Source organism: Methylomonas sp. ZR1 (assembly GCF_013141865.1).
In the GTDB taxonomy this organism is placed as follows: domain Bacteria; phylum Pseudomonadota; class Gammaproteobacteria; order Methylococcales; family Methylomonadaceae; genus Methylomonas.
Window position 1 is genome coordinate 3804550 of record NZ_RCST01000001.1, and the last position, 26198, is coordinate 3830747.

Annotated in this window: 27 protein-coding genes; 14 read left to right on the plus strand and 13 right to left on the minus strand. The window is 52.4% G+C overall.

Features of this window, described 5'->3' with window-relative positions:
• Positions 1 to 115 precede the first annotated feature (115 nt).
• From DDY07_RS17275 to DDY07_RS17290, 4 genes are all read right to left on the minus strand, one after another.
• Entirely contained in the window at positions 116 to 745 is a 630-nt protein-coding gene (locus DDY07_RS17275) for a DUF998 domain-containing protein (protein WP_171696777.1), read from the minus strand.
• A complete protein-coding gene (locus tag DDY07_RS17280; protein WP_171696778.1) occupies positions 732 to 2549 on the minus strand; it encodes a hybrid sensor histidine kinase/response regulator in 1818 nt (605 codons plus the stop codon). The genes DDY07_RS17275 and DDY07_RS17280 overlap by 14 nt, the downstream gene beginning before the upstream one ends.
• 164 nt (positions 2550 to 2713) lie before the next feature.
• Positions 2714 to 3106, minus strand: a complete 393-nt coding sequence (locus DDY07_RS17285) for a hypothetical protein (protein WP_171696779.1) — start codon at positions 3104 to 3106, stop codon at positions 2714 to 2716.
• A 256-nt stretch (positions 3107 to 3362) separates the two neighbouring features.
• The gene (locus tag DDY07_RS17290; RefSeq protein ID WP_171696780.1) at positions 3363 to 4421 is read right to left on the minus strand and encodes a hypothetical protein; all 1059 of its coding nucleotides are present in this window, start codon (positions 4419 to 4421) and stop codon (positions 3363 to 3365) included.
• A gap of 201 nt (positions 4422 to 4622) precedes the next feature.
• On the opposite strand from DDY07_RS17290, the gene DDY07_RS17295 reads away from it, so the two are divergent.
• Both DDY07_RS17295 and DDY07_RS17300 read left to right on the plus strand, forming a co-directional pair.
• Positions 4623 to 5345 carry a DUF1566 domain-containing protein gene (locus DDY07_RS17295; RefSeq protein WP_171696781.1) on the plus strand — a complete coding sequence of 241 codons (723 nt, stop codon included), beginning with the start codon at positions 4623 to 4625 and terminating at the stop codon, positions 5343 to 5345.
• 65 nt (positions 5346 to 5410) lie between these two features.
• Positions 5411 to 6265: an alpha/beta fold hydrolase gene (locus DDY07_RS17300; RefSeq protein WP_171696782.1), complete on the plus strand. Its 855-nt coding sequence runs from the start codon at positions 5411 to 5413 to the stop codon at positions 6263 to 6265.
• A gap of 201 nt (positions 6266 to 6466) precedes the next feature.
• Here DDY07_RS17300 and pgi read toward each other — a convergent pair whose 3' ends face one another.
• Positions 6467 to 8104 carry a glucose-6-phosphate isomerase gene (gene pgi / locus DDY07_RS17305; protein ID WP_171696783.1) on the minus strand — a complete coding sequence of 546 codons (1638 nt, stop codon included), beginning with the start codon at positions 8102 to 8104 and terminating at the stop codon, positions 6467 to 6469.
• Positions 8105 to 8417: 313 nt separating this feature from the next.
• Between pgi and DDY07_RS17310 the strand changes: the two genes are divergently transcribed.
• The 4 genes from DDY07_RS17310 (at position 8418) to DDY07_RS17325 (ending at position 11289) form a co-directional block, all read left to right on the plus strand.
• The gene (locus tag DDY07_RS17310; protein WP_171696784.1) at positions 8418 to 9011 is read left to right on the plus strand and encodes a hypothetical protein; all 594 of its coding nucleotides are present in this window, start codon (positions 8418 to 8420) and stop codon (positions 9009 to 9011) included.
• A 133-nt stretch (positions 9012 to 9144) separates the two neighbouring features.
• The gene (locus DDY07_RS17315; protein WP_171696785.1) at positions 9145 to 10041 is read left to right on the plus strand and encodes a copper oxidase; all 897 of its coding nucleotides are present in this window, start codon (positions 9145 to 9147) and stop codon (positions 10039 to 10041) included.
• A 60-nt stretch (positions 10042 to 10101) separates the two neighbouring features.
• Positions 10102 to 10524, plus strand: coding sequence for a YqaA family protein (locus tag DDY07_RS17320; RefSeq protein WP_171696786.1), 423 nt, complete (start codon positions 10102 to 10104; stop codon positions 10522 to 10524).
• 3 nt (positions 10525 to 10527) lie between these two features.
• Positions 10528 to 11289, plus strand: a complete 762-nt coding sequence (locus tag DDY07_RS17325; RefSeq protein WP_171696787.1) for a hypothetical protein — start codon at positions 10528 to 10530, stop codon at positions 11287 to 11289.
• An 82-nt stretch (positions 11290 to 11371) separates the two neighbouring features.
• On the opposite strand, the gene DDY07_RS17330 is transcribed toward DDY07_RS17325, so the two are convergent.
• Complete coding sequence (locus DDY07_RS17330; RefSeq protein WP_171696788.1) at positions 11372 to 11902, minus strand: MOSC domain-containing protein; 531 nt, start codon at positions 11900 to 11902, stop codon at positions 11372 to 11374.
• Positions 11903 to 12229: 327 nt separating this feature from the next.
• On the opposite strand from DDY07_RS17330, the gene DDY07_RS17335 reads away from it, so the two are divergent.
• A complete protein-coding gene (locus DDY07_RS17335) occupies positions 12230 to 12817 on the plus strand; it encodes a hypothetical protein (RefSeq protein ID WP_171696789.1) in 588 nt (195 codons plus the stop codon).
• A 156-nt stretch (positions 12818 to 12973) separates the two neighbouring features.
• On the opposite strand, the gene DDY07_RS17340 is transcribed toward DDY07_RS17335, so the two are convergent.
• The 3 genes from DDY07_RS17340 to DDY07_RS17350 form a co-directional block, all read right to left on the minus strand.
• Positions 12974 to 13684 carry a bifunctional 2-polyprenyl-6-hydroxyphenol methylase/3-demethylubiquinol 3-O-methyltransferase UbiG gene (locus DDY07_RS17340; RefSeq protein ID WP_171696790.1) on the minus strand — a complete coding sequence of 237 codons (711 nt, stop codon included), beginning with the start codon at positions 13682 to 13684 and terminating at the stop codon, positions 12974 to 12976.
• A gap of 26 nt (positions 13685 to 13710) precedes the next feature.
• Entirely contained in the window at positions 13711 to 14115 is a 405-nt protein-coding gene (locus tag DDY07_RS17345) for a hypothetical protein (protein ID WP_171696791.1), read from the minus strand.
• Positions 14116 to 14187: 72 nt separating this feature from the next.
• A complete protein-coding gene (locus tag DDY07_RS17350) occupies positions 14188 to 14520 on the minus strand; it encodes a DUF2283 domain-containing protein (protein ID WP_171696792.1) in 333 nt (110 codons plus the stop codon).
• A gap of 253 nt (positions 14521 to 14773) precedes the next feature.
• Here DDY07_RS17350 and DDY07_RS17355 point away from each other — a divergent pair, with 253 nt between their 5' ends.
• The 5 genes from DDY07_RS17355 to DDY07_RS17375 all read left to right on the plus strand — a co-directional run bounded on the left by DDY07_RS17355 (position 14774) and on the right by DDY07_RS17375 (position 21997).
• A complete protein-coding gene (locus DDY07_RS17355) occupies positions 14774 to 17581 on the plus strand; it encodes a valine--tRNA ligase (RefSeq protein WP_171696793.1) in 2808 nt (935 codons plus the stop codon).
• 8 nt (positions 17582 to 17589) lie between these two features.
• Entirely contained in the window at positions 17590 to 19029 is a 1440-nt protein-coding gene (locus DDY07_RS17360) for an HDOD domain-containing protein (RefSeq protein WP_171696794.1), read from the plus strand.
• A 3-nt stretch (positions 19030 to 19032) separates the two neighbouring features.
• Complete coding sequence (locus DDY07_RS17365; RefSeq protein WP_033158512.1) at positions 19033 to 19827, plus strand: response regulator; 795 nt, start codon at positions 19033 to 19035, stop codon at positions 19825 to 19827.
• A gap of 157 nt (positions 19828 to 19984) precedes the next feature.
• Complete coding sequence (locus tag DDY07_RS17370; RefSeq protein ID WP_171696795.1) at positions 19985 to 20524, plus strand: PAS domain-containing protein; 540 nt, start codon at positions 19985 to 19987, stop codon at positions 20522 to 20524.
• Positions 20525 to 20527: 3 nt separating this feature from the next.
• On the plus strand, positions 20528 to 21997 hold the full coding sequence (locus tag DDY07_RS17375; protein ID WP_033158510.1) for a methyl-accepting chemotaxis protein: 1470 nt from the start codon (positions 20528 to 20530) through the stop codon (positions 21995 to 21997).
• 70 nt (positions 21998 to 22067) lie between these two features.
• Here the strand turns inward: DDY07_RS17375 and DDY07_RS17380 are convergent, their stop codons facing one another.
• The 4 genes from DDY07_RS17380 to yihA all read right to left on the minus strand — a co-directional run bounded on the left by DDY07_RS17380 (position 22068) and on the right by yihA (position 24407).
• Positions 22068 to 22514 carry a septal ring lytic transglycosylase RlpA family protein gene (locus DDY07_RS17380; protein WP_253734527.1) on the minus strand — a complete coding sequence of 149 codons (447 nt, stop codon included), beginning with the start codon at positions 22512 to 22514 and terminating at the stop codon, positions 22068 to 22070.
• Between the two features lie 172 nt (positions 22515 to 22686).
• Positions 22687 to 23082 (minus strand): glycine zipper family protein, encoded by a 396-nt coding sequence (locus DDY07_RS17385; protein WP_171696797.1) that lies wholly within the window; start codon positions 23080 to 23082, stop codon positions 22687 to 22689.
• The gene (locus DDY07_RS17390) at positions 23082 to 23468 is read right to left on the minus strand and encodes a hypothetical protein (RefSeq protein WP_171696798.1); all 387 of its coding nucleotides are present in this window, start codon (positions 23466 to 23468) and stop codon (positions 23082 to 23084) included. Before DDY07_RS17390 ends, DDY07_RS17385 begins: the two co-directional genes overlap by 1 nt.
• 318 nt (positions 23469 to 23786) lie before the next feature.
• Positions 23787 to 24407: a ribosome biogenesis GTP-binding protein YihA/YsxC gene (yihA, locus tag DDY07_RS17395; protein ID WP_171696799.1), complete on the minus strand. Its 621-nt coding sequence runs from the start codon at positions 24405 to 24407 to the stop codon at positions 23787 to 23789.
• Between the two features lie 111 nt (positions 24408 to 24518).
• Here yihA and DDY07_RS17400 point away from each other — a divergent pair, with 111 nt between their 5' ends.
• Complete coding sequence (locus DDY07_RS17400) at positions 24519 to 25199, plus strand: cytochrome c (RefSeq protein WP_171696800.1); 681 nt, start codon at positions 24519 to 24521, stop codon at positions 25197 to 25199.
• 349 nt (positions 25200 to 25548) lie between these two features.
• Complete coding sequence (locus DDY07_RS17405; RefSeq protein ID WP_033158503.1) at positions 25549 to 26154, plus strand: thiol:disulfide interchange protein DsbA/DsbL; 606 nt, start codon at positions 25549 to 25551, stop codon at positions 26152 to 26154.
• Positions 26155 to 26198 lie beyond the last annotated feature (44 nt).

Below are 26198 nucleotides of genomic sequence, written 5' to 3' on the forward strand. Positions count from 1 at the left end.
TTGCTTTATCCGACCGCCCGATGGAGGACTTTTTTCCGCTTGGTAGCTTTACGAAAAAAGCCTGGCTAGAGTTAAGGTTGTGTAACGTTTAATACCACGTGCGCCTTTTATTCGGTCACCTTGCGATTTCAATGCGGTCAATGTAGGGGCGGGCCAATTGCTCTGCGCTCGCTAACGTCAGCCAGCCGAACAACACGCTTTCGGCAACGCGTTGAATCAGGCCCCTGTAGTCCGCCAGAAAAGGGACGGCCAGCAACACCAGAACCGTCAGTACCAGTACGCCGGAAATTTTCAAGGGGATGGCGACGCGGGAGCCAGGGATACGCCCAAACAGCACTAAGCCATAACCGCCTCCCAGATATTCAAGCGCACCGAACAGGTTATGAATTTGTTGGCGCCAAGAGCCAATCAGCGGAGAGCCGGGATCGCACGGGAATAGCGCGCAAAAGACATAAGCCGTTCCCACCCAGGAAAACGCCAGTAAACCCCGGCGTAGCGTAGGGTTCTGCTTGAGAGTGCGGTACTGGCAGGCCAATGCCAGCCATTGCATCAAGCCCACCGGCAGGAAAAGTCCGTAATTGATTTCGTCCGCCAATGGCGTTCCGAACGCAGCCAATTCGCTAATAGTATGGCGCACGGCATCGTAGTTGGGGAGCGTTTGGGCGTAGTGCCAGTTACCCCAAGCCAACAGGCCCGAGGAAGCCAACCCCAGCCATCCGGCAAGACTATTATTAGGCGATTGCATTTTTCTTGGTTATCCCTGTTAGCGGATTGGATGGCAATAGCCGGCTCAGCACGGCGTACAAGGCCTCCGGGTCCAAGGGCTTATGCAGTACCAGGTAACCTTCCTGCTCGGCTTGGGCCAGGGCCGGCGAATCGAATTCGCCGCTGATCATCGCCCCGGCGGCGTCCGGGCAGCGTTCCTGCAAGACTTGCAACAACTCGAAGCCGCTTTCGCCGGCGCGCAGGCGCTGGTCGCAAAAGATGGCCTGCGGTTCGAAGCCGGCGTCGAGCAAGGCCAATGCATCGTTGGCGGACGCGGCGCAAGCCGTTTCTACGCCCCACGAATTCAATAAGGCTTGCCAGGCGTTACGTACTTGCGGTTCGTCGTCGATCACCAGGCAACGGCCGCTCAGCGTTTCGCCACGGCCGGCCGGCGCAAAATCCCGGTCGCGCGCCACCGCGCGCCGCTCCTCAATCCGCGTGGACGGCAGCCGCAGCCAAAACCGCGAGCCTCGGCCTTCCCGCGAACTCAAACCCTGGCTGGCGCCCATCAAATCCGCGCAGCGCGCCACTACCGCCAAACCCAAGCCGTGGCCGGCGTTGTCGATGCGCCAGGCATGTTCGGGGCGGAAGAACGGCGAATAGATATGCGGTTGATCGGCTTCCGCGATGCCGACCCCGGTATCCCAGACCTCGAACTGCCAGGCGTCGCGGTAGCGGCGAGCCGCCATCAGTACCCCGCCGCTTTGGGTATAACGCAAGGCATTCTGCATCAGGTTGATCATCGACTGGCGCAGCAATAGCGGGTCGGCGCGCACCAAGGCTTTACCGGCGCTGGTGCTCACGCGCAGCTCGATTTGGCGGACGCGCGCTTCTTCCCGGAACAGCGTCGCGACGTCGTTCATCAACGGGTCCAAGGCCACGGTTTGTAGATTTACCGGCTGGGCGCCCAGCTCGATCCTGGACAAATCCAACAGCGAGTTGAACATCTGCGTCACCGACTGCACGCTTTGCCGCAAATCCTGTAAGGCTGGGCCCAACAGTAAATCCCGGTTGCGGCGGGAAATGGATTCGATCAAAAAGCCCATGGCATGCACCGGCTGGCGCAAATCGTGGCTGGCCGTGGTCAGGAACTGGTTCTTGGCGCGCAATGCGGCTTCGGCTAGATCCTTGGCGGCGCGGTAGCCTTCTTCCAGGAATATCTGTTGCAAAAAAAACCGGTGCACGAGCACCGCGTGTTTGTAAATCGACAGAATGTAGAGCGCAGTCAGCGGCATCACGTAGGGCCAATGAGCGGGAAATACCCACGGCATAAGCAATGTCGAGACGCCCCAACTGGCAGCGAAGAAACGTTGGAATGCGCTCAGGATAGGCGACTGGTGGGTGGCATTGCCCGCCACTATCGACGCACAGGTGACCAGAAACAGCATCGCAAACTCAAAGGGATAGTCGCCGCTGCACATAATCATCACCGGTACCGACAGGCTGAATCCGTAAAGCAGCGCCAACGCATGCACCTGGCGCAGCCAATGGTGCATGGCCCGTTCGGCGCCCAATTGTGCGCAGTCACGCCGATAGCGGCGGAACAACAGACGGACGGCCAGCGCCACCAATGTAAAAATACTGGCCCAAGCCCAAAAGGCGCGAGCGTCCCGGTCGATTTGATGCAGCCAGACAATAAACGGTGCGGCGACCACGGGGATCAAGCCAAAACCGAAGGCGATACGCCCGAAACTCAAGTCCAGTAGGCGTAGTTGACCGTTTGGACTGATGTCCGAGAAGCAAACCGCCCCGTCTTGGCGAGGATTAGAAAAAAGCTTTTCCATTTTGCTATTCCGATTCTGTTGCCGCCCAGCCTTGGCGCGGTTAGTCAGGTTTTCGTGTCCGGATACTCCTTCGTTAACATGCGGTTTTATAACCTTCCACTAGCCATCGGTGCTGCGGCAGAGGAGCACGGAGCGTCACCTTGAGCTCCGTGTCGAGTATTACTTCAGCATTTGCCCGCCGCCTGCAGCAAAGCGTTGCAACTTGCCTTGTTGGTTTTGCCTACGTCGCTCGATCCTTTGGTGAAATCGGTGCACATGGCGTCAGCTCCGCTTGCCATGCCCCAGGTCGCGAATTTACCAAACCCCGAAGGCTCTAAAATCTCACATTTAAAGGTCGCGCCATCGTCAGTTTTAACGGTGTACTGCATGCCGTTATAACCGGCGGGGGCTTCGGTTGCCTGTGAATGGGTGATTTTGAAGTTGCCCATTTCACGGCCAATAGCCATTGATATTTTGCCTTCCGCTTTGTTGCTTCCCTGGACGGGAGGGTTGCTTGCCGTTGTGGCACAGCCGGAAAGGATCAAGAAGAAAGTTACCGTTACAAATTTTTGCAGCATTTTGATTCTCCAGCGCTCCGATTGATAGAAGCGCTGGGCACAGGAGCGAAAAATATGCCTAACGCAGGTAAGCAAAGGCGCTTTGGTGGCTTCCAGAGGCCAAAGCGCTCAAGATTAACGCAGTGTTATGGGTTGTTTTTTTGCAGGCGCAGCCGATTGTCGCGTCCTCAGAACCCCGGCAACCTTGCTACATCCGGGTAACGAGCTGCTTGTCCAAGTTGCAGCTAAGCGTTAGCTCCACAACCGCCATGCGCTTTCAGATTCGAGCCCGCAGGCGCAGCGGAACGAAACCGAGTAAAGCAGAACCAAACAACCAGATGGCGCCGGGTATGGGCACAGCAGCAATCGGATTTAATAGAAAGGCCCGTTGCACGCCATTCGCGGCAATCCCCACCCCAACGATTTGTCCGCTATTGTTGACATCGTAAGCCGTCATCAGCGTCCAACCGATATTGGCTGCAATCAGCGTGTTCAAGTCTGTCATGACGCCATTGAGCGTAACGAACGCACGTTTGGATCCACCAAAATTGTCGCCGAAATATCCCACGGCTTGTCCGGCATTATTGATACCGAATGCCTCGCTGCTATAGCCGGACAAACCTATATCAACCATGTGGTCATCAAGCGTTGTAATGAAAGCGTGCTTTTCATTGTTGGTGACATAGGATGTGCCGGCCACCTGGCCGAGGTCGTTGATGGCATAACCTCTGCTGACACCCCAGGCAAACGCGCCCAGATCCACCATTTGGCCATTACGGGTAATAAAAGCGTGACCTCCATTAGGCGTTTGACTCTCGCCAGTGACCTGACCACTATTGTTGATCGCATTCCCCCCACTCCAGTGACCACCATTCAAGGTTCCCAGATCAGTCAAGCTGCCGTTACCGGCAATAGTGGCTCGTTGGTTGCCCTCGGCATTCCATGCACTGCCGACTATTTGCCCGGCGTCATTGATGCCGTAGGCCACACTGGAATAAGGACTGCCGCTGAAACCACCGATTATTTGCGTGACACCATTACTGTACACAATCCCGCGCCCGCCGGAATTGCCCACCACCACACCGCTCGAATTGATCCCGGTAGGACTTGAATATCTGGGTACGGACAGCCAGCTCACACTATTGTTTTTGTAAACAAAGCTTTCACCATCCCCCGTAAAACCCAGAACATGCCCGGCATCGCTGATAGCGCGCGCCCCCGAATTGACTAACGGGCTCTCCGGCATGAGATCCACCAACGTATACAAAACACTGGCGTGTGCCGGTAATACCGGCAGCATTAAGCCCAGGGCAAGGCATTTCAGACTGCGCTTCATTGTAAATTCCTCTTGAAATTATCGCTCTAATAGTTGAATTAAAAATACATGTTAACAAAACTTCCTAACGCGCCAACACCCTACTCCGGTAGGGTTCCCTGGCTACACGCACCTTCCGATAATGCTCCTTAAGCTCGGTGCCGCTAGGCAGGTTTACGAGTATTTACATGCCTTCGATAACTAACTTTTTGGAAAAAAATGATGAAACATAAAGCTATATGCGCCGGGTTATCCGCGCTCTGCACGCTAGCGACCGGTAGCGCCGAAGCCCAGTTGTTCGACCGCGGCGGCGGCCTGATCTACGATAGCGCGCAAAACGTCACCTGGCTGGCGGACGCCAACTACGCCAAAACCAGCGGCTTCGACGCCGAAGGCAAGATGAGCTGGCAAAACGCCGTGGCCTGGGTGGACGGTCTCAGCTACTCGGACAGTGTGCGCGGCACCACCTACAGCGATTGGCGCTTGCCGACCTTCAACGACCTGGGAGTGCCCGGTTGCGACTATGGATACAGCGGTAGCGATTGCGGATTCAACGTCTCCACGGCCAGTTCGGAGCTCGCGCATCTTTATTACGGCGACTTCGGTAACAAAGGCTCCCTCGATTCACGTGGCGGGCCACAGTCCGGCTACGGCATCGTCGACGATCCGGCGACTGCCGACGACGAAAGTCTGTTTAGCCATATTCAATCCTTTGGTTACTGGTTAGGTACCAGTTACGGTGGCGACGCCAGCAAAGCCTGGTACCTGAGCACCGCAACCGGCATGCAAAACTACATCAGCAAAGGCACCAATTATTACGTCTGGGCGGTGCGCGACGGCGATGTCGCGGCGGTGCCGTTGCCCGGCGCCGCTTGGCTGTTCGGCGCGGGTCTGGCCGGTTTGCTGGCTCGCGGCAAGCGTCGGCAAAATCATCGCCCCCTGTAATTTCCCCAGGAATAACCATCGTGAAGCACACCCAGCGCTAATTCAACTGACAAAGGACGCGGCCGATGAGATTTAGACCATCAATAACGGTCAGTTTTCTGCTATGGCTAATCGCGCTAGGCGGCTGTGCCGCCACCATCCCCGCCATAACAACGACAGAAGTCGCCGGCCGGCAGGTGGAATTTGCGCTTAGCAAACACCAGACTGTACCGGTCATCTTCGAAAACGGACTGGGCGGGGCTTTAGAAGGGTGGGCAGAAATTTATCCGACGATAGCGCGTGATAACACGGCCTTGGTTTACAACCGCGCCGGCTACGGGAATAGCGAAGAGGCGGCCACCGCGAGGGACGGCCGGCATATTGTCGAAGAGTTGCGCGGATTGCTTGTCAGCCAAGGCCTAACGCCGCCTTATGTGCTGGTGGGGCATTCGCTGGGCGGGTTGTATATGCAATGGTATGCCCGGCATCATCCAGATGAAGTGGCGGCCTTGATTCTGGTTGATTCCACTCATCCTGCTCAACTCAAAGGCGCCGGGGCAATCGAAAACTGGCCGCTCTGGGTGCGCTGGCTGTTAGATTTGATGACATCGGCAACTGCCAAACAAGAGCTAGCCGCCCTGGACCTGACCGGTGACGAAGTATTGGCTGCCCCGCCCTACAGCGGCGGACCGATCATAGTGCTGAGCGCTGAGCAACCTCTGGAGGATACCTCTGAGCTGGCGCTCGATGCCAATCAAAAACGCAAGGATATTGCGCGGCTATATCCGGGGGCAATTCAACGCTGGGTAGATAGCGGTCACGTCATTCCGCTGGAGAAGCCGGAGTCCGTCATTTCCGCAATCCACGAAGTCTTGTTGAGCACACAGCCGAATGACACCAAGCCCAATGCGATACCCTATAAGCGGGATTATGCTCAGTAGTCACTCAGCATAGCTTTTGTTTTTTGAATCAATTTGTGCGCCTGTGAGGGGCGCGAACCGGAAGGTTAACCAGACAAAGCATGCTTGAATGGGTTAAGACACCTGAAGGCTGCGAAAATATGCTGCAACCTTCAGGTTTGGAAAACGGCTTGCCTACCAAAGACAGGATGTTCGTTTTCTAAAACAGCCTATTGTGTAAGCTTATTTACGCAGGCGCTTATAAGCGTTGATCAAGCCGTTGGTGGAGCTGTCGTGGTCTGTGACCATCTCGTCGTTTTTCAGCTGCGGCAGAATCGCCCGCGCTAACACTTTCCCCAATTCCACACCCATTTGATCAAAGGAATTGATATTCCAGATCACGCCTTGTACGAAGATTTTGTGTTCGTAAAACGCAATCAAAGTACCCAAGGTTCTGGGGGTCAGTTTTTTGAATAAAAACGAGTTGGATGGCTTGTTGCCTTCGAAGATTTTGGAGGCAATCAGGGCGTCATCCAGATTAGGTTCATGGCTTAAATCCTCCCTAACCTCCGCTTCGGTTTTACCGCGCATCAGCGCTTCGGCTTGGGCCAGGAAGTTGGAAATCAGAATATCGTGGTGGTCGGGTAAGTCGTATTGGCTTTGCGCGGCCGCCAGAAAGTCGCCGGGAATCAGTTTGGTGCCCTGATGAATCAATTGGAAAAAGGCATGCTGGCCATTAGTACCGGGCTGGCCCCAGATAATCGGACCGGTGTTGTAATCGACTTTTTCACCGTTGATGGTAGCGCTTTTGCCGTTACTTTCCATATCGCCCTGCTGGAAATAATCGGCAAAATATTTCAAGGACTGCGCGTACGGCAGAATCGCGTAGGTTTCCGCTTCGAAGAAGTTGTTGTACCAGATGCCCAGCAAGCCCATGATGACCGGGATGTTTTTTTCGAATGGCGCACTGCGAAAATGTTCGTCGGCGATATGCGCGCCCATCAGCAATTCTTCGAAATTGTCCATGCCTATGTATAGGGCAATGGACATGCCGATCACGGACCACAGGGAATAACGGCCACCGACCCAATCCCAAAACTCGAACATGTTCTCCGGGTCTATGCCGAATTCCTTGACCTTTTCGACATTGGTCGAGATCGCCACGAAATGTTTGGAAATATTGGCCGGGTCAACCGCAGCTTTTAAAAACCAGTTACGCGCCGACCGGGCGTTGGTCATCGTTTCCTGAGTCGTAAATGTTTTTGACGAGATCAAAAATAAGGTAGTCTCGGGGTTGAGCGGTTTCAGGGTTTCCACGATGTCGGTTTGATCAACATTCGAAACGAAGTGGGCTTTCAAACCGTCTTTACCGTAAGGCGCCAATGCAGTATCGACCATTTTCGGCCCCAAATCGGAACCGCCGATGCCGATGTTGACGATGTCGGTAATGGTTTTGCCGGTGTAGCCGGTCCAGGCACCGGAACGGACTTGTTCCGTAAATACCCGCATTTTCGCCAACACTTTATTAATTTCCGGCATCACGTCCTTACCGCGAAACAATACCGGCTTGTTGCTGCGATTGCGCAAAGCGGTATGCAAGACAGCGCGTTTTTCCGTGGTGTTAATAATGGAACCGGAAAACATGGCTTCGGTCTTGGCGGAAAGCTCCGCGCGGCTTGCCAATTCAATCAACAAAGGCAAAGTTTCTTCGGTAATTAGATTTTTAGAGAAATCGAACAGCAAATCGCCAAATGTCACGGAAAACTTGTCGAAGCGTTGCGGATCTTTATCGAACGCATCCTTCATGCAAAATTTGCCGGCAATCTCGCGGTGATGTTGCTTAACGGCATTCCATTCGGCAGAGTTTATTAATTTGGACATATTGTTGTTATTTAATTAACCGGATAGGGGGGATATTTCAGTAGACCTGAACAGGCAGAGGCAATTTAAAGGGATGATTCATAACCCCATTATAAGGATTGTCTTTGATTGCTGACAAAAAAAATTACAGCTTGAATCGATCATCTCAACTACGGCACGATAGCCTTTCTTTGGCTAGGGCGATGTGCTAGAGTTAAGCGCTGTTTTGATCGAAATCAGGCAGTTACGTTCGCCAATGATTTAAACATGTTCATGTATAACCACATGAAAAATAATAAAAACTACAGCATTTATTAACACGGGAAGGGTATTTATGAGAAGCTCTCGCATATTAAGAAACGGTTTACTGGGCTTGTTGGGCCTGATTTTTTCATCAACAGTATTGGCACACGGTGGCGCCGCGGGTACTGATACTGACCAATGTAAGTTCGAACTGGAAAAAGATCACTGGATCCATTACACCGCCTACCAGCCAAACGCATACCCGGCTGAAGAGTTCTGCGGCAATATTCCCGACATCAATTCGTTGACGCAATTGGTATTCGACTATCAAGACCAACGCTATCGCGGCATGGCTATAGAATTTGAAGTGACCAAAGAGCCTGAAGGCAAACGGGTTTTCTTCCAAGCAGCCGAAAAACATAAATCAGGCACCGTCATTCTGAACCTGCCACAAGGCGTGCCAGAAGCCGGCAAACATTTGATCCACATCACGCTACTGCAAGATAATGGCGAAAGATTGGATGCACACATGAGCTTTAAAGCCGGTGCGGGTCAACCGACCAGCAAAGGTAGTTATGCCTTGTATGCATTGGTGTTGTTCGCTGGCTTGTACGTCCTTTATCTGTCTAACGCCGGTTTCAAACGCAAAGTTGACGGCATAATTGGTAAAGCGAAAGAAATCTAAGAATTACGCCGCAAGAACCGTTATTCCGCCGATGCTGCGCGGCGGAATAACGTCATTTCCGGCAGCCTTGTCAATCAGAACTATCGCGGCATAATCCACGCTATACACGAAGCCCCTTTGAGGTAATGCAATAATGTTCAAATTCGTATCACTTGCCACACTGGTCTGCGCCTTATCTGTGACTGCTGCGTCCGCAAAAGAAATGCAGGATCACAATCAGATGATGAACCACGGCGACGGTCATTTGATGGATATGGATGGCGGCATGGTCATGGGCCAAAACACCGACACCTTGCCCGGCGGCTGCGACAAAATTGCCGAGACCAAGGAGATTACCGTGCATGCCGGGCACAAATATTCCGAGAAATTCCCCGGCACCATGTTTGCGTTCGATCAGCAGGAGTTTCAATTCGAACCTTGCACCAAACTGACTGTTCATTTCGTCAATGAAGATGAAATCCGTCATCAATGGATGATGCACGGCTTACCCAAATATTTGTACCCCAAAGGCATGTTCCATTTGGAAGTCAGCGGTCCCGGCAAAGTATCCGGCACGCTAATCCTACCGCCGGGCGACAAAACCTACTTAGTGCATTGCGACATCGCGCAGCACATGGAAAAAGGTATGAAAGCCCAATTGAAGGTCGGCAAAGGCAGCGAGGACTTGCCCAGCATTCCTGGGGTAACCGCGGCGATTTTCCCGGATGATTACAGCGGCAGACCCTACGATCCTAAACTCGACGCGCCAGCCCCCAGCACTCCAGTGGCAGCCCCAGTAGTGGCAGCGGCACCCGTGCCTGTTGCCGCAGTCGATGATTCGATTGTTTCCGGCACCACCGTAGTCGGCTTGGCTATCGGTTTTATTGCCGCACCTTGGCTGGCAAAACGCTTTAAAGGCATGAGCGCCGGCGAAATTGTTGCTACCGTACTGGAGCAAGTCGCTCACGCTGTTGGCTATGTCATGCAACTGATCGGCAAGCTGATCAAAATGGTATCCGGCAAAAACGTCATCGCCTTACCGGACAAATAAAGACTAAGCAAAAAGCCCCTGAAACAGTAGTTTCAGGGGCTTTTTTTATGAGCCAAACAAATGCAGTTAGAATCGCTCGGCCCTCTGGGATTATTTATCAGTGCTTTCATTTCGTCCACCGTCGCACCCGGCGGTTCGGAAGCGGTACTGGCCTACCTGGTTAACAGCCAACAACATTCCGTCAGCCAGTTGGTGGCTATCGCCAGCATCGGCAACACCTTGGGCGCCATGACCACCTGGTGGTTGGGCCTGTGGGCCGCCAAAAAATATCCCGCCGAAGCTTTAGCCAAGCAACATCAAAAATCGCTAAATACCGTGCGCCGCTGGGGCAGTTGGGCCTTGCTGTTTTCCTGGCTGCCGCTAGTCGGCGACGGCCTGTGTTTTGCCGGCGGCTGGCTACGCCTTTCCATCCTATCCTCGCTGTTGACGATTTTTTTAGGTAAAGTGTTGCGTTATATCGCCGTTGCCTACGCCTTTGTCTAAGCCATGAGTTTGTTTTCCTTACCGCACTTCCCCGCCGTCAATACAGTCGCTGAGCACAATAAACGCGATTATCAGATTGCCGCGTTTACCTTTGTCACCACCACCATCTGTTTGACGATGGATGGCTTCGCGCCGCAATTTATGCAATACGTTTTGGCGTTTTTCGGCTGGCTGTTTTTGATAGCCTGGCTGCGCGGCGAATGTAAGTATGTGCGCACCCAGGTGGCCGTGGCGGTAACCTTTGCGGTGATCGGCGAGTATTTCGCGTCCGTGTACATGAAAGGCTATATCTACCGCTTCGGTAATGTTCCGGCTTACGTACCGGCCGGCCACGGACTGGTGTATCTCACCGCCGTCGCATTGGGCCGCTCCGGACTATTTCAGCAACACGCCCGCCGCATTGCGGTTTTGGTTGTGGCGGCTTGCAGCACCTGGGTGGCATGGGGGTTGAGCGGCCTCGGGCGATTGGACATCATCGGCGCGGTGCTGTTTGTGGTGTTCTTGGGCTACTTGTTCAAAGGCCGCTCGCCGATGGTTTATCTGGGTGCGTTCTTCATCACCTCCTGGCTGGAAATCGTCGGCACCAGCGCCGGGACCTGGGCCTGGGCCGAGATTGATCCCGCCTCGCACCTGCCGCAAGGCAACCCGCCTAGCGGTGTAGCGGCTTGGTATTGCTTAGTCGATGCGGTGGCTATTGCCGGGGCGGGGCCGGTACTGCAGGCCTTCACCAAAACAGCAATGGTGTTGCAGCGGCAAAGGGCTTGACCGTTGCAGGCTGAGTCGAGCGAAACGATACCCCGCAAAACGCCTTCAATGCTGGGTTTCGCGCTGCTCAACCCAGCCTACATTATTCCACATGCCGGATCGCGTTCAAGCGCACCCGGTCACCCACCCGAATCAAACCCCCGGCCAAAATTCGCGCCGTCATCCCACCATGTCCGCGTAGCGCGTTATAACTCCCCATCCCCAATTCCGCCGCCATTTTTGAGCACGGATCGCAAGGCCCGGTGACTTGAATAATCACCTCATCGCCCACAGCCCATTCCAACATCACATCAGGAAACGGCGAACGCATACCGATAAGATTTAGTCCCGAAACCACTAGATTGCGCCGTAGCCGAGTCGGCTGCAATTCCGCGAGTCCGCACCAGTTGGCGACGATCGGTAAATGCTCGGCTTGAAACAAGGTCAGTTCGCGTTTTGCCGATTGCCGTCCGGAACGGGCTCCGTTGGCCCGGCGATCTCCCAATAACCCCTGCCCCGGCTCAGCCCGCACCTCGGCAACCGAAACAGCCGGTTTACCTCGCTCGGGACGCAGGATGATAGCTTCGATCCGGCCTTCCGAAGCGAATTGTTGAGTGAGATCGCGGAGAGTCATAATTGAACGTAGTGTTAGGACGATTTAATCTGAGGCGTAAAAGCGTAGCGTAATCGCTCTAATATGAAAAACTTCATTACCCCGGTGTCGAGCTTGCTAGTCGACGCTACGAGCCATTAGCCCTTTCAAGCTTGTGTATAATTCATAGCAGATAGACTCAGTTGGGAGCTATCGAGCCATTCGGAACGAACGGCTTCTCAAATATCAGCAAAGGATAATGACAATTCTATGAATAAATTTCTTGCCGCCACCCTTTTTGTCGCTAGCAACCTATTGGCTGGCTGCGTCGCAACCGGCGTCTATCAACCGCCGCAAGCGCCGCAAACCTTGGATTATTCTCGTGAAGTGAATGCAGATTTCGACTCAACTTGGTCAACAATCACTAATGTCGCCGGCGCCACCTTCTTCAATATCAAAAACTTTGACAAGGGTAGCGGCTTGATGACTCTCGAATACGACAATATCCGTGGCAATATCGGCGCTTATGTCAATTGCGGAGAATTTGTAAGTAATCAAAGCGCCCAAAAGACTATCCATCCCGATCCCAAATCGGTTATTAACTATATGACGATAAGCGACCTGATTATGCATCTTTCGGGCAGAGCCAATGTGATGGCTCGTCCAGTGGCAGATAACAAGACCCAGGTTCAGATCAACAGCCAATACACTTTGGTAATCGACAAAAAAATCGGCGACAAAGTCGAGCGGGTCGGCGTATGGAATTTCAGCTCCCGCGAACCGGACACACAAAAAGCCGATGTCAGTTATCGCCCAACCAATGTCACATGTCAGTCCTCTAACAAACTTGAAAACGACTTTTTAACCGAAGTTTCCGCGCGCCTGCCTTCGACCGCAAGGCCAGAACCGGTTGCCGAGCCATCGGCGCCAAGCAAGAAAAAACGATCACGCAAATAATTTGCAAGTCCAGGCTGCGGGGTTTTCCGCAGCCTAATTCCTACCTAAACCCAAAAATACTGCTTTTCGGCATTCACCAGTTATCGTCACACCGTCATTTCCGAATGAGTAAACCGCATTCCAATGCCGCGTGGGCACAAAAAGCATGTGCCCACCCTAGGCTAGCGTAGAGCTAAGCCGACCGCTGGAGCGCCATGTTATGCCTTTCGCTGATAGCATCCACGAAACCTGCGCACTGGGGGGGTGCTCGCCATCGAAATAATCTTCCGCGTACTTTTCTGCAAAGCCTTGTGACTTCAATATGTCGATTTCTTTTCGCACAAGTGGCCAAGGCATTGAGCCAGTTGATTCTGATTCATCCCTCAACCTAGCAATGAGCATAAGATAACCATCGAGCGAGACAAGCCCGCAAATTTGCTGTAATGCTTTAGTGCGCAACTCAGGCGGAAGCACTTGAAGCGTGTACGATTCGAGCACCAAATCAAAAGCCCCCTGCCAGTTATCAGGAGCTTGAAAAAGGTCGCAAACCACATACTTGACATTGGTATTTGGAAACCGATTCCCACACTCGGAAATGGCGGTTGGCGAAATATCAAAAGCAGTCACGTCGAAGCCAAGGCAGGAAAGCCATTCTGCATCGTCACCTAAGCCGCACCCAATCTTCAAAGCCTTTTGCCCAAAAGTAAGAAGGTTGTTCGTTTTTTGAAATAGCTCAATCATGTTTGGATTTGGCGTATAGTCAGCCCACGGGATAGGAGTGCCGTCTGAACGGGCTTTGGCATATAGCTGTTCAAACCAATCAAGGGGATGTCCTGCGGAGATTGCTATCTGAGCCAATTGTCTTGCTAAAGCGCGATGATTATCCATGAGCTTATCTGTGGCATAACGCCTAGCTAAGGGGCGCGCAGCGAAGCGTCGCCTTGAGCGCAGTGTTGAAAGGCTTGGTTGATGGCTTGCTTTTTGTATCTGGTAACAAAATCTTTTGCCTCATCAAGTGATTCTGGGTAAGAGATTTTATAGTAGCCTCCATCCTCACGCTGCTCATAGACTGAATGAAATAGGAATCCATGCTCCACGAGATATTTGACTTTATCCCATTGCGCTTTATCTGCGGCTTTCGGAGCGGAAAACTTTCGGTTGACCTCGATCAATGTGCCACCACATTCTGGGCAAATTCTTGAGATTGAAGATTGAGGTTTCTTAAAGCTCTTTCTGCATTTAAAGCATAAATTCGGAAAGAGATAGCTCTGTATATGCTTGTCTTTTTGAAAGTAGCTGTGATGCTTGAACTTACCCATGACTCTGAAAGCCTTTAACGTGAAAGTGAGCGGCCTGCGCGGCTTTTCGCGCAGGTCCGCTCGACTGCTGGGTTAGAGCACACTTGCATCTCTTAGCTCGCTAACGAAGTCTGAACGGTCGAGAAACTCAACGCCAAAAACGTTTCCGTCGTGATCGAGATCGACGTTGAAGCCGACCTCAAGGAAAGGCAGGGTCTTCGCAATCGGCGCGGAGAGATTGGCGAAATGCGCGCTCGGCTTAGGACTGACAAAATATACGTACCCAGCCTCAGCATCGTCGTCGTAGGTGCAACGCTCAATTTCTCCGCTTTCAACCTGCGAGGCGGCAGATTCGTAGCCTGCGCTAGCGAGAGCAGACCTTACCTCGGACATCAGTGTCGGTGCGGCGGATGCAAGGGGAGTCATGTGTGCTCTAACAAGTAATTAAGTAGTTTCTGTATATCATCCAGGACGCGATGATATACGCTCGTGCGTGACGCTAACAATAATTTTCCTGCGCCAAAGCAAGCATCCTGTCTCCGATAGGCAGGTCACTGCCAAACAGAAAAATTCGGCAACAGCCAACCGATCCCTCGAATCGCCTTTAACTCTATCCCGCCGCGCATTTACGGTTAAAATACCACCCCTAATTTAAACCCAAGCGCATCCGACACAAAACATGGAAAAAACCTATTGCCCGCACGCTATCGAACAACGCTGGTATCAACTTTGGGAAGAGAGTGGCTACTTCGCGACCAAGCAAGATGGCGACTCCTATTGCATCATGATTCCGCCGCCCAACGTCACCGGCAGTTTGCATATGGGGCATGCGTTTCAGGACACCATCATGGATGCGCTGACCCGTTATCACCGCATGAAAGGTTACAACACCCTGTGGCAACCGGGCACCGATCATGCCGGCATCGCCACGCAAATGGTGGTGGAACGCATCATCAACGCCGACGGTAAAACCCGCCACGACTTGGGCCGCGAGGCGTTTATCGAGAAAGTCTGGGAATGGAAGGAAGAGTCCGGCGGCACCATCACCCGACAATTGCGGCGGATGGGTTCGTCGCTGGATTGGGAGAAGGAGCGCTTCACCATGGACGACGGCATGTCCGATGCGGTGCAGGAAGTGTTCATCAAATTGTACGAAGAAGGCCTGATTTATCGCGGCAAACGTCTGGTGAACTGGGATCCGGTGCTGCACACCGCTGTTTCCGACCTGGAAGTGCTGTCGGAAGAAGAAAACGGCTCGATGTGGTATATGCGCTACCCGTTGACCAACGGCACCGGCCACTTATTGGTGGCAACCACCCGTCCGGAAACCCTGCTCGGCGACGCGGCAGTGGCGATTCATCCCGATGACGAGCGTTACAAACATCTGCTCGGCGAATTCGTCGAATTGCCGCTGACTGGTCGCCGCATACCGATCATAGCCGATGAATATGTCGATCCGGAATTCGGTACCGGCTGCGTGAAAATCACGCCGGCCCACGATTTCAACGACTACGAAGTCTGGTCGCGGCATAAACAAATATCCGCCATCGCCGACCTGCCGCACGGCGGCTTGATCAACATCTTTACCGTCGATGCGGCGATTCGCGGCAACGATGATGGCTTTACCATTATTCCTGACGCCTATATTGGCCTGGACCGCTTCGAAGCGCGCAAGAAAATCGTTGCCGATTTGGACGCACAAGGCCTACTGGAAAAAATCGCCGACCATAAATTGATGGTGCCGCGCGGCGACCGTACCGGCGCTGTGATCGAGCCTTTATTGACCAATCAGTGGTACGTGAAAATCGAACCGTTGGCCAAGCCGGCCATCGAAGCCGTCGAAACCGGCGCCATCAAATTCGTGCCGGACAACTGGAAAAACACCTATTTCGAATGGATGCGCAACATCCAGGACTGGTGCATCTCCCGGCAAATCTGGTGGGGCCACCGGATTCCGGCCTGGTACGACGATCAGGGCAATACATACGTCGGCCATAATGAAGCCGAAATCCGCACCACGCATGGCTTGGCCGCCGATTATCCGTTGAAGCAGGACGAAGACGTGTTGGACACCTGGTTCTCGTCGGCGCTATGGCCGTTCTCGACGCTGGGTTGGCCGGAGCAAACCCCGGAATTGGCGAAACATTACCCGACCAGCGTATTGGTCACCGGCTTCGACATCATTTTCTTCTGGGTGGCAAGGATGATCATGATGGGCCTGAAATTCCAGGGCGAAGTACCGTTTAAGGAAGTGTACATTCACGGTCTGGTCCGCGACGCGGAAGGCCAGAAAATGTCTAAATCCAAAGGTAACGTGCTAGACCCTATCGACATCATCGACGGCATCGATTTGGAAGCCTTGGTAGCTAAACGGGTGTCCGGCATGATGCAGCCGCATCTGGCCAAAAAAATCGAACAAGCCACCCGCAAGCAATTCCCGGACGGCATTCAATCGTTCGGCACTGACGCGCTACGTTTTACCTTTGCGTCGCTGGCTTCGACCGGCCGCGACATTCGCTTTGACTTGCAGCGTACCGAAGGCTATCGCAACTTCTGCAACAAATTGTGGAACGCCGCGCGTTACGTGCTGATGAACACCGAAGACCAGGATAACGGCATCGATTGCGCGGAATGCACATACAGCCAGGCCGACTTGTGGATTCTGTCCAGATTGAACCGCACCATCGCAACGACTACCGATGCGATCAACAGCTATCGATTCGATTTGGCCGCGCAAGCCATCTACGAATTCACCTGGAACGAATACTGCGACTGGTATCTGGAGCTGGCGAAAATCTCGCTGCAAAGCGACGACGAAACCTTGCAACGCGGCACGCGCCAAACTTTATTGAAAGTACTGGAAACCGTGTTGCGTTTGGCGCATCCGATCATGCCCTTCATCACCGAGGAAATCTGGCAACGGGTTGGCCCGCTGGCCGGTGTCACCGCAGCGACTATCATGCTGCAGCCTTACCCGGAAAGCGATAGCACGGCTATCAACACCGACGCGGAAACCAAAATCCAATGGACGATGGACTTCATCCTTGGCATCCGCCGCATTCGTGGCGAGATGAATATCGCCCCCGGTAAGCCGCTGAATGTGTTACTGCAAAACGGCAGCGACACCGATCAAGCTTATTTGAAAGACAGCGAAAGTTATCTGCTGAAACTGGGCCGCCTGGAAAGTATTACCTGGCTGGCGGCGGACGACGACGCGCCGGAATCGGCGATTGCGCTGGTCGGCGACATGAAAATCCTGATCCCGATGGCCGGTTTGATCGACAAAGACGCCGAATTGGCGCGCCTGGACAAGGAAATTCAGCGCATCGAAAAGGAACTGCCGCGTATCGAAGGCAAATTGAGCAATGCCGCCTTCGTCGACAAAGCTCCGCCGGAAGTCATCGACAAAGAGCGCGAGAAACTGGCCGGTTTACAATCATCATTGACGAATCTGAAGGAACAGTACGCCAAGATCAAAGCCCTGTAGTGTAAGCCATGAATCCGGCTCCCCCACAAAAGCCACCGCAAACTCTGGACGAATGGACAGAGCTACTCCGCGTGCAGGAAATGCCGATTTTCTCCAACACCGCGCATAATATCTACGCGGCGTTGGACGACAGGCACAAGGGGGCCATCGAGCTGGCGACGGTAATTCTGCAAGACCCCAACCTCACCGCCAAGCTGCTTAAGGTGGGCAGCAGCCCTTACTACAATCCATCGAAACAAAAGATGAGCACCGTATCGCGCGCCATCGTGGTATTGGGCGCGGAGGTGATCAGAGAGCTGACGCTGGCTTGCTCGTTTTTCGAAGCGATGCTGTCGTCCACCAACAAGGACAGGGCTAATCGAGAAATTGCGTTAGCCTTGCATGCCGCCGTGCAGGCCAAGGATTTGGCGCTCAGCATGGGAGATACCTCGCCCGAGGAAGTGTTTGTCGCGGCGCTACTGCACAATATCGGCCACATTGCCTTCTGGTGCTCCGGCAATCCGCAATCCAAAAAAGTCCATGAGCAAATCGAAAAAAGCGGCCTGAACAATCGCGAAGCTGAGAAAAAAATACTGGGCTTCACCTTGCAAGACTTGGGCAAAAAGCTCAGTAAATCCTGGAGCCTGGGCGGCCTGATAGAAGACGCCATCGCCAAGCCGGATTCCGCGGAAAAACGGGTGCAAATGGTGCAACTAGGGCATCAGATTTGCTTGGCTCTAAAAGCCGGCCGCGATTCAGACGCCATGCGGGTTTGTCTGCAGAAAGTCGCCGCATTCACCGGCCTGCCAACGGAAACCCTGAAAACAAAGATCGACAAAAACACCTCGGAAGCCGTGCATATCGCCCGCCAGTTTGGCGCCAACGATGCCTCCAAATTCATCAGCACCGAAGCCATCATTGCCAAATTCGAAGACGCTGAAGAGGAAAAGGCCGACAAGAAACAGCTGCAATTTCAAATTTTGCAAGACATCAGTAGCCACATCAGCGGGCAAATCGATCTAAACGGCCTGTTTGAAATGGTGCTGGAAGGCATACATCGTGGCGTAGAAATGGACAGAACTTTGTTCATGCTGCTCAGTCCGGATAAACAGACGCTAAACGAAAAATTTTCCTTAGGCTGGCATAAAATCGGGCTTGACCAAAAAATCCGTATTTACAATTCCGAACCGTCCGCGAACTTACTGTTTCACGCCTTGCAACAGCAAGAAGGCGTCTGGCTGTTTCCCCAGCAGCATCGCGAGCTTTACACGCCGCAAATCCGCCAGCATATCGGCGATTACGAGTGCTTTGTTTTCCCGGTTTATGCGGAGAAAAAGACCGTGGGCCTCATTTATTGCGACCATTCTATTCATGGACTACCCTTAACGCGCGAGGACTTCACCGCAGCCAAGCATTTTGCCAAACAAGCGCATATCGGCTTAACCCTATACTGCATGAAAAACCACTAATCCATGACAGACTATCAGCTTGCCAATCTTCAGGTTTTTCTCGTCGAGCCGTCGCATACTCAGCAGCAAATCATTTCCCATTTTTTACATGCTTGCGATATCAACGACATTACCTGCCTAAATACCGGCGCGGAGTTGTTCGAGCGTTTACAGCACTCCCGGCCCGATCTGATTATCAGCTCGATGTATTTGCCCGACATGACCGGCGTGGAGTTGGTAACCTCGCTTCGCAAACACGACGAGTCCTACGAAATGGCCTTTTTGCTGATTTCCAGCGAGACCAATATCAAATATCTGGAACCGATCCGCCAGGCCGGGGCCATCGCCATATTACCCAAGCCGTTTACCCGTCAGGCCCTGGAAACCGCCCTGCATTCCACGCTGGAGTATGTTCGCCCGGAAAAACTTAACCTCACCCATCTGGACATAGAGGACCTGAGCGTGCTGCTGGTAGACGACAGCGAATTCTCGTTGAAATACTTGACCCGGGTTTTCGAAAATATTGGCGTTGGGCAAATTGTGACCGCGCATGACGGCAAACAAGGGCTGCAAATGTTCAATCAGCAGTATTTCGATCTGGTAGTCACCGACTACAACATGCCGCAGATGGATGGCCTACAACTGGTCGATCACATTCGCAACCATTCCGAACGCGGCTCGGTACCTATTTTGATGGTCACCAGCGAGCAAAATGAAAGCCGCCTGGCGGCCATCGAAAAATCCGAAGTCTCCGCCATACTAGACAAGCCCTTCGAAGCCACTTCAATCAAGCGCCTTCTGATTAATTTGCTCAATTGAGCTAATCTTGTGTGGCGAGCGAATACCCCACAATATGCACGGCTATGAGAATCCCGGATCGAACCAATGTCCGATGCGGCCATGATCGAGCTCATCCGGTTTTCGCGCAAAATATGCCAGGACTGACCACCAATAGCCCCAAATTAAGGTACGGAATATGAAGCCGACTATCACGCCTAACAATAACGAAAAAAAACTCGCGGACGATGATTTTATCGTTTCCAAGACCGACACCTCTGGGCGGATCACTTACGCTAATCGCATTTTTATGGAAATCGCCGGCTATCCGGAACACCAATTGCTGGGCATACAGCACAACATCATCCGACACCCTGACATGCCGCGCGGCGTGTTCAGATTTATGTGGAATACCTTAAAAGCCGGTGACGAGTTTTTCGGGTTTGCCAAAAATCTATGCCGGGATGGCGGATTTTATTGGGTATTTGCCAACATTACGCCGGATTATGACAAGGACGGTAAATTGCAGGGTTACTATTCGGTGCGCCGTAATCCGCCCCGTAACGCACTGGGGGTCATCATACCGATTTATCAGGAAATGTTGGCCATCGAGAAACGCCATTCAGTCAAAGATGCCCCGGATAAATCGCTGGAATACCTATTTGACGTGGTTCAGCAATCCGGCGCTAAAAATTACAATAGCCTTGTGCTAAGCCTTTACAAGCCCAACGGAGTGTAAGCCATGAATTCAAATGCCAATATTCCGTTTTTAAGAACCAAGCTGAATTATGCGGTGGCAGCCGTTATATTTTTTACCGTTGCGGCATTCGTCTACACGCTTATCACGCATGGCTTTTCCTGGCTCATGCTTGGCTTGCTGCTGCCGTTGCCGGTGATAGCTCTGGATGCCTGGCACGCCGGCAAACAATGCCTGCTGGTATTAGAGCGTATAGAAGAAGTGCTGAGACACACTAATCAAGGCCAACTCTATCATCGCGTCACCAAAACGCGAGGCATGGGCGAAGTCGGCAAAATAGCCTGGGAGCTCAATGAAACCCTGGACATCATGGAGTCTTACTTCAAAGAAATGAACTCCTGTTTCCAGCACGCAGCCGAAGGCAATTATGACCGTTATGCCTTGGTTGACGGCTTTCCGGGCATACTGAAAAAATCGGCGAAGAATATGAACGACGCCATCAAATTAATGGATGAAAACGACAAATTAACGATCAAGCGGCGTTTATCGGCCGGTCTGCATGCGCTCAACACCAACAATCTGCTCAACAATCTGAAAGGTAATCAGAGCGACTTGCTCAATATCACCGAGCAAATGCAGAAAGTAGAAAATATTGCTGTGGAAACGGGTGAAAACGCCAACGCCAGCCTATCCGCCGTCGAAACCATCAGCAACTCCCTGTCCGACATCAATGCCAATGTACATTCGGTGTCGGATGTGATCGGTGCGCTGATTAACGACAGCAAAAAAATTACTGAATCCTTATCGATGATTACCGGAATTGCCGATCAAACCAACCTGCTGGCCTTAAACGCCTCCATAGAAGCGGCACGCGCCGGCGAGCATGGACGGGGCTTCGCGGTAGTCGCGGACGAAGTCAAAAATCTCTCCGAGCATACCAAGAACGCCGCGTTGGAAGTCTCCAGAACATTGAAATCGTTTAATAAACGAGTCGAACAAATGCAAATCGAGGCTGAAAGTTCGTCATCGCTGTCGCAAGAGATACTGGCTCAGGTCAACTCCTTCCGCCAGCAGTTTTCCAATCTCTCGCAGTCGGCAAAAATTTCGGTCGATTACATTTCTTATGCCAAAGACAAATCCTTCGGCGTCCTGGCCAAACTGGATCATGTGGTTTACAAACAAAACGGCTATGTGGCGATAGAAACCTTCAGCGAGTGTCCGCATCACCAAGCGATCATGGTAGACAACCATAATTGCCGGTTAGGAAAATGGTATTACGAAGGACTGGGCTATGAAAAATTCCGCTCGACCAGCGCTTACGCCAAATTGAATCAGCCGCATGCAGAGGTGCATAGGACGACGCAAAAGGCTTATGAAGTCTCTCGATCCAAATGGGTGGATGATCCAGGCATGCTTGATGAGATCATTCGGCAAATGCAACTGGCCGAGGCCGCCAGCGCCGAGGTGATGCAGTATATCGACGCGATGGTGGAAGAAAGGCATAAAAACATATAGTCCACCGCTTTACAGAATCGCATAGCGCAAGTCGCTTCGGTGCAAAGCGCAGCAACATGCACTGAGCTGCCTAACTTCCCAAATATTCCACCGTCACTTCCGCTAATCCGTGCATACCGATCTGTTCCGCCGCGCCCTGGGACAGATCGATAAGTCGATTAGCCTTGAATGGCCCCCTGTCGTTGATCACCACATCCACAAAACGGCCGTTACGCAGATTGGTAACCCGAACTTTAGAGGGAATCGGCAGCGTTTTATGCGCCGCCGTCATGCCGCGCGGATCGAAGCGGTCGCCATTGGCCGTAAAATTACCGGATTCTGCGCCATACCAGGAAGCCAAGCCCTGCGCTTTGTACCCTAGCGCGCTGTGCAGCGGGGAATAAGTTTTACCTTTGACTTTATAGGATTTGGTGTAAGTCGTCTTAGTCGTACCGGTCAGCACGGCTTGATCGTCAGTGCGTTGCAGCGTCGGAACACTGGAACAGGCACTAAGTAGACTAATAAACATCAGCGGCATAACTGTATGCCATCGCCGCACGTTGAGGCTAAATCGGCTTGAAAAAACCGATACCGTGTTTAAGAACATAACTGTTTCTCCGCGTGGAAGACTGCTTAAACAAGCAGTCTTCAATGGATAGAGTTGAAAAATTCAGACGAGATTGCCGAGCCGGTTTATCCTGACGGATTGCTCAGTTAACTACCCGATGGCCGCGTTGGCGTAAGCAGTTGTTGTAGGCGTTTTTATAGCGGTCTTCGGATTGAATACCTTGTTTGGACGCACCACCGATACCGCCGGCAGCTGCACCGATAGCCGCGCCTTTTCCAGGGCTGCCGAGCACTGCGCCCAAAGCGGCGCCACCGGCCGCGCCAATCAGGCCGCCAACGCCGGCACCTATCGCAGCTTCTTTCGCAGTGCCTCCGGACGCTTGCGATGCCAATTGCTGGCACTCATGCATATCCTGATTCAAGCGGTAAGAATTTGGGTTATTGTAAGCATCGACGGTTGGCGTCCAGCCGGTTTGCGAAGCGCAAGCCGATACCAACAGACAAACGACAGTGACTGAACAGACTGTTAGCTTCGTCATTATCTATTCATCCCATTGCCAATCCACGAACCGGCCGCAGCACCGATACCGGCCGCCAATGGGTCACCGCGACCCATTTCATAACCCATCGCACTACCCACCAAACCGCCAACCAAACCTTGCGGAGAACGCTGGTCGTAACCGCCATATCTAACTGGCGGGGGTGGCGGCGGCGCGTAATAGCGCTGTTGCATGGGCACATATTCCACTACTCGCTCGGGCACATACACCCGCTCCACAGGGTAAGCAGGGTAATACTCGCGTCCATAACCGTGACCGTGATGGTGGTGGTGCCGATGATGACGATGCTCGCCCCAATCGTCATCGGCCAAAGCCGCTGAAGAAAACAACAAACCGATCAACATGATTTTTGTCACTCTGAACATATATGACTCCTTGTTGGGAAATTATTCAGTTGCGGCAAATTCTAGGGAGACTGGCTTAAAACAGAATTAAGGGCAGATTATGATCGGATTAAGAATCTCGCCGCGCTGATTAGCCCGTTAAGCAACGAAATCAGCAATTATCTGGGCATATCCTTGACCGACCTTGACGGCCCTGATTCGTCATTAAACAGAACGGGCGATAACTGCATTCGCGGTGGGTTGTAAAATACTTAGCGTTTTTTTGGACCGTTTCAACTTACGTTTGAAGTTGAAAGTCTGCCGAACGTACCTTTGGGTTTCTCGTCAGAACAGCGAAGCCTAATCCTCCGACACCACCATCTTCCTGAACCCAAACCACTCATCCAAAACCTGGTGTACATCGTCAATGCCGACTTTGTTCAAAGCGGAAAACAATTGCAAAGTCACCACAATATCCGCTTGACTCAAATCCCGCTGCACCTGCAATAAAGTAGTCTTGGCCGCGCCGAATTTCAGTTTGTCGGATTTGGTCAACAAAATGTGCAAGGGCAATTTGCGATGTTCGCACCATTCAACCATTTGCCAATCGAAATCGGTGAGTGGGTGGCGGATGTCCATGACTTGAACGATACCGCACAGGGCTTGGCGGTCGTGTAAGTAGCGTTCCATCATCTGCCGCCAATCTTTTTTGATGGCCTCCGGCACTTTCGCGTAGCCATAACCGGGCAGGTCGACCAGTTTGCGTTGGGCGTCTATTTCAAAAAAATTCAGCAATTGGGTACGGCCCGGGGTTTTACTGACGCGGGCCAAGGCATTTTGTTGCACCAGCGTATTGATTGCACTGGATTTACCGGCGTTGGAGCGGCCGGCGAAAGCGATTTCCATGCCTTGGTCGGGCGGCGCGTCCTTCAGTTTGGGAGCGCTGTTGATGAACTTGGCCTGGTGGTAGATGGGATTCATCACAATCTCGCTTAGTGTTTATAAATCGGTTAGAATCCGGGCATTATAACGTCCGGCGGCTGACATCAGCTTGCTTTATATCGAATCAACCTTCCTGAGCAGGGGCCCATAATGATAAAAAAATTGCTGACTGTTTCCATCTCTTTGTTGTTGGCAACTGCTGCCGGCCATGTAAACGCGCAAGGTAATGCCAGCGCCAGCGCCGGAAAAACCAAAGCCGCCAGTTGCGCGGGCTGCCACGGCGAAGACGGTAACAGCACGATGCCGGCGTTTCCGAAATTGGCGGGACAGCATCAAACTTATTTGGTTAAGCAATTACAAGCGTTCAAGAGCGGCGCGCGCTTGGCCCCGATGATGGCGCCATTAGCGGCGGGCCTTGACGAGCAAACAATTCAAGAGCTTGCCAGTTATTATGCCGGCAACAAAATTTCCACCAATCCGGCGCCCAAACTGCCGGCGAATGACGACGATGCGCCCGCAAAAACCCCTGAGCAAGAAAAAGCCGCGCTGGATGCCTTAATTACGCAAGGTAGCGACTTATACCGTAACGGCAATATCAGCCGCGAAGTGTCGGCATGCGTGGCATGCCACGGCCCTTATGCTGAAGGCAATAAACCGGCCTCATTCCCGTCCTTACATTCGCAGCACGCCGATTATCTGATTAAAAGTCTGACTGATTTCAAAACCGGTGCCCGCAGCAACAACCGGGAGAACATGATGCACATGATCGCCACCAAAATGACTGACGAGGATATTAAAGCGGTTGCTTATTACATCTCCACGATGAAATAAGCCTTCGTTATCCGGCGGAGTTGCTGCTCTGCCGGATTTGACCAGTCCTTGATTCACAAGGATTAAATTCTCTTCCTCGCTCTTGTCGCAACCTGCCTTCCTCGTTCTGAAAGCTCTCTTCCTGAAGGCCGGCGCGGAAGCGTTGCCTTGAAAACTGGACAAGGTCAGCTCCGCAACAGATTGGGTTAGATTACAGAACTGCGTTTGCTTGAATGTTACGAAGTGAGGGCTGACGAGGTGCGGACCAGTCATTGACTGGGCGAATACGTTCGATTTTTTGTCAAATTGTTTACGCATCTGGGTGTAAACATGGTTTTTTATCGGGAATACATTATTACGGAGAACGTTGATGTTAAAAATAATCGCATTGTTGGGACTGTTGGGCTTTTCTTCGCTGGTAAATGCAGAAGGCGGTTACGAAGCCATAACGCCGGCACAGCCGGTACAAAATCCGGACAAGATCGAAGTGATCGAGTTTTTTTGGTACGGCTGCCCGCATTGCTATAGCCTGGAACCGTCTATGGTCGAATGGCTGAAAACCAAACCCGCCAATGTTGAGTTTATCCGTCAGCCGGCGGTATTCAGCGATCTGTGGGGCAAGCATGCCAAGGCCTATTTTACGGCCGAAGCGTTAGGTATTTTGGATAAAGTCCACGCCGATCTGTTCGATGCAATTCAGAACAAGAAGCAAAAATTAGTCAGCGAAGACGAACTGGCTAAGTTTTTTGCAGATCATGGCGTTAAGGACGAGGATTTTCGCAGTGCTTTTAACTCGTTTTTGGTCGATGCCAAGCTGCGTCAAGCCGAATCTACCGGTCCTCGTTACGGTATCAGTGGGGTACCTGCACTGATTGTCAACGGCAAATACAAAGTCACCGCTCAATCGGCCAAATCTCAAGCCAACATGTTGACCGTAGTCAATCAATTGATCGCACAAGAAAGCCAGAAAAAATAAACGCCCCACTAACGAATTGCCGCACAAGGACGTGAGGGGCGAAT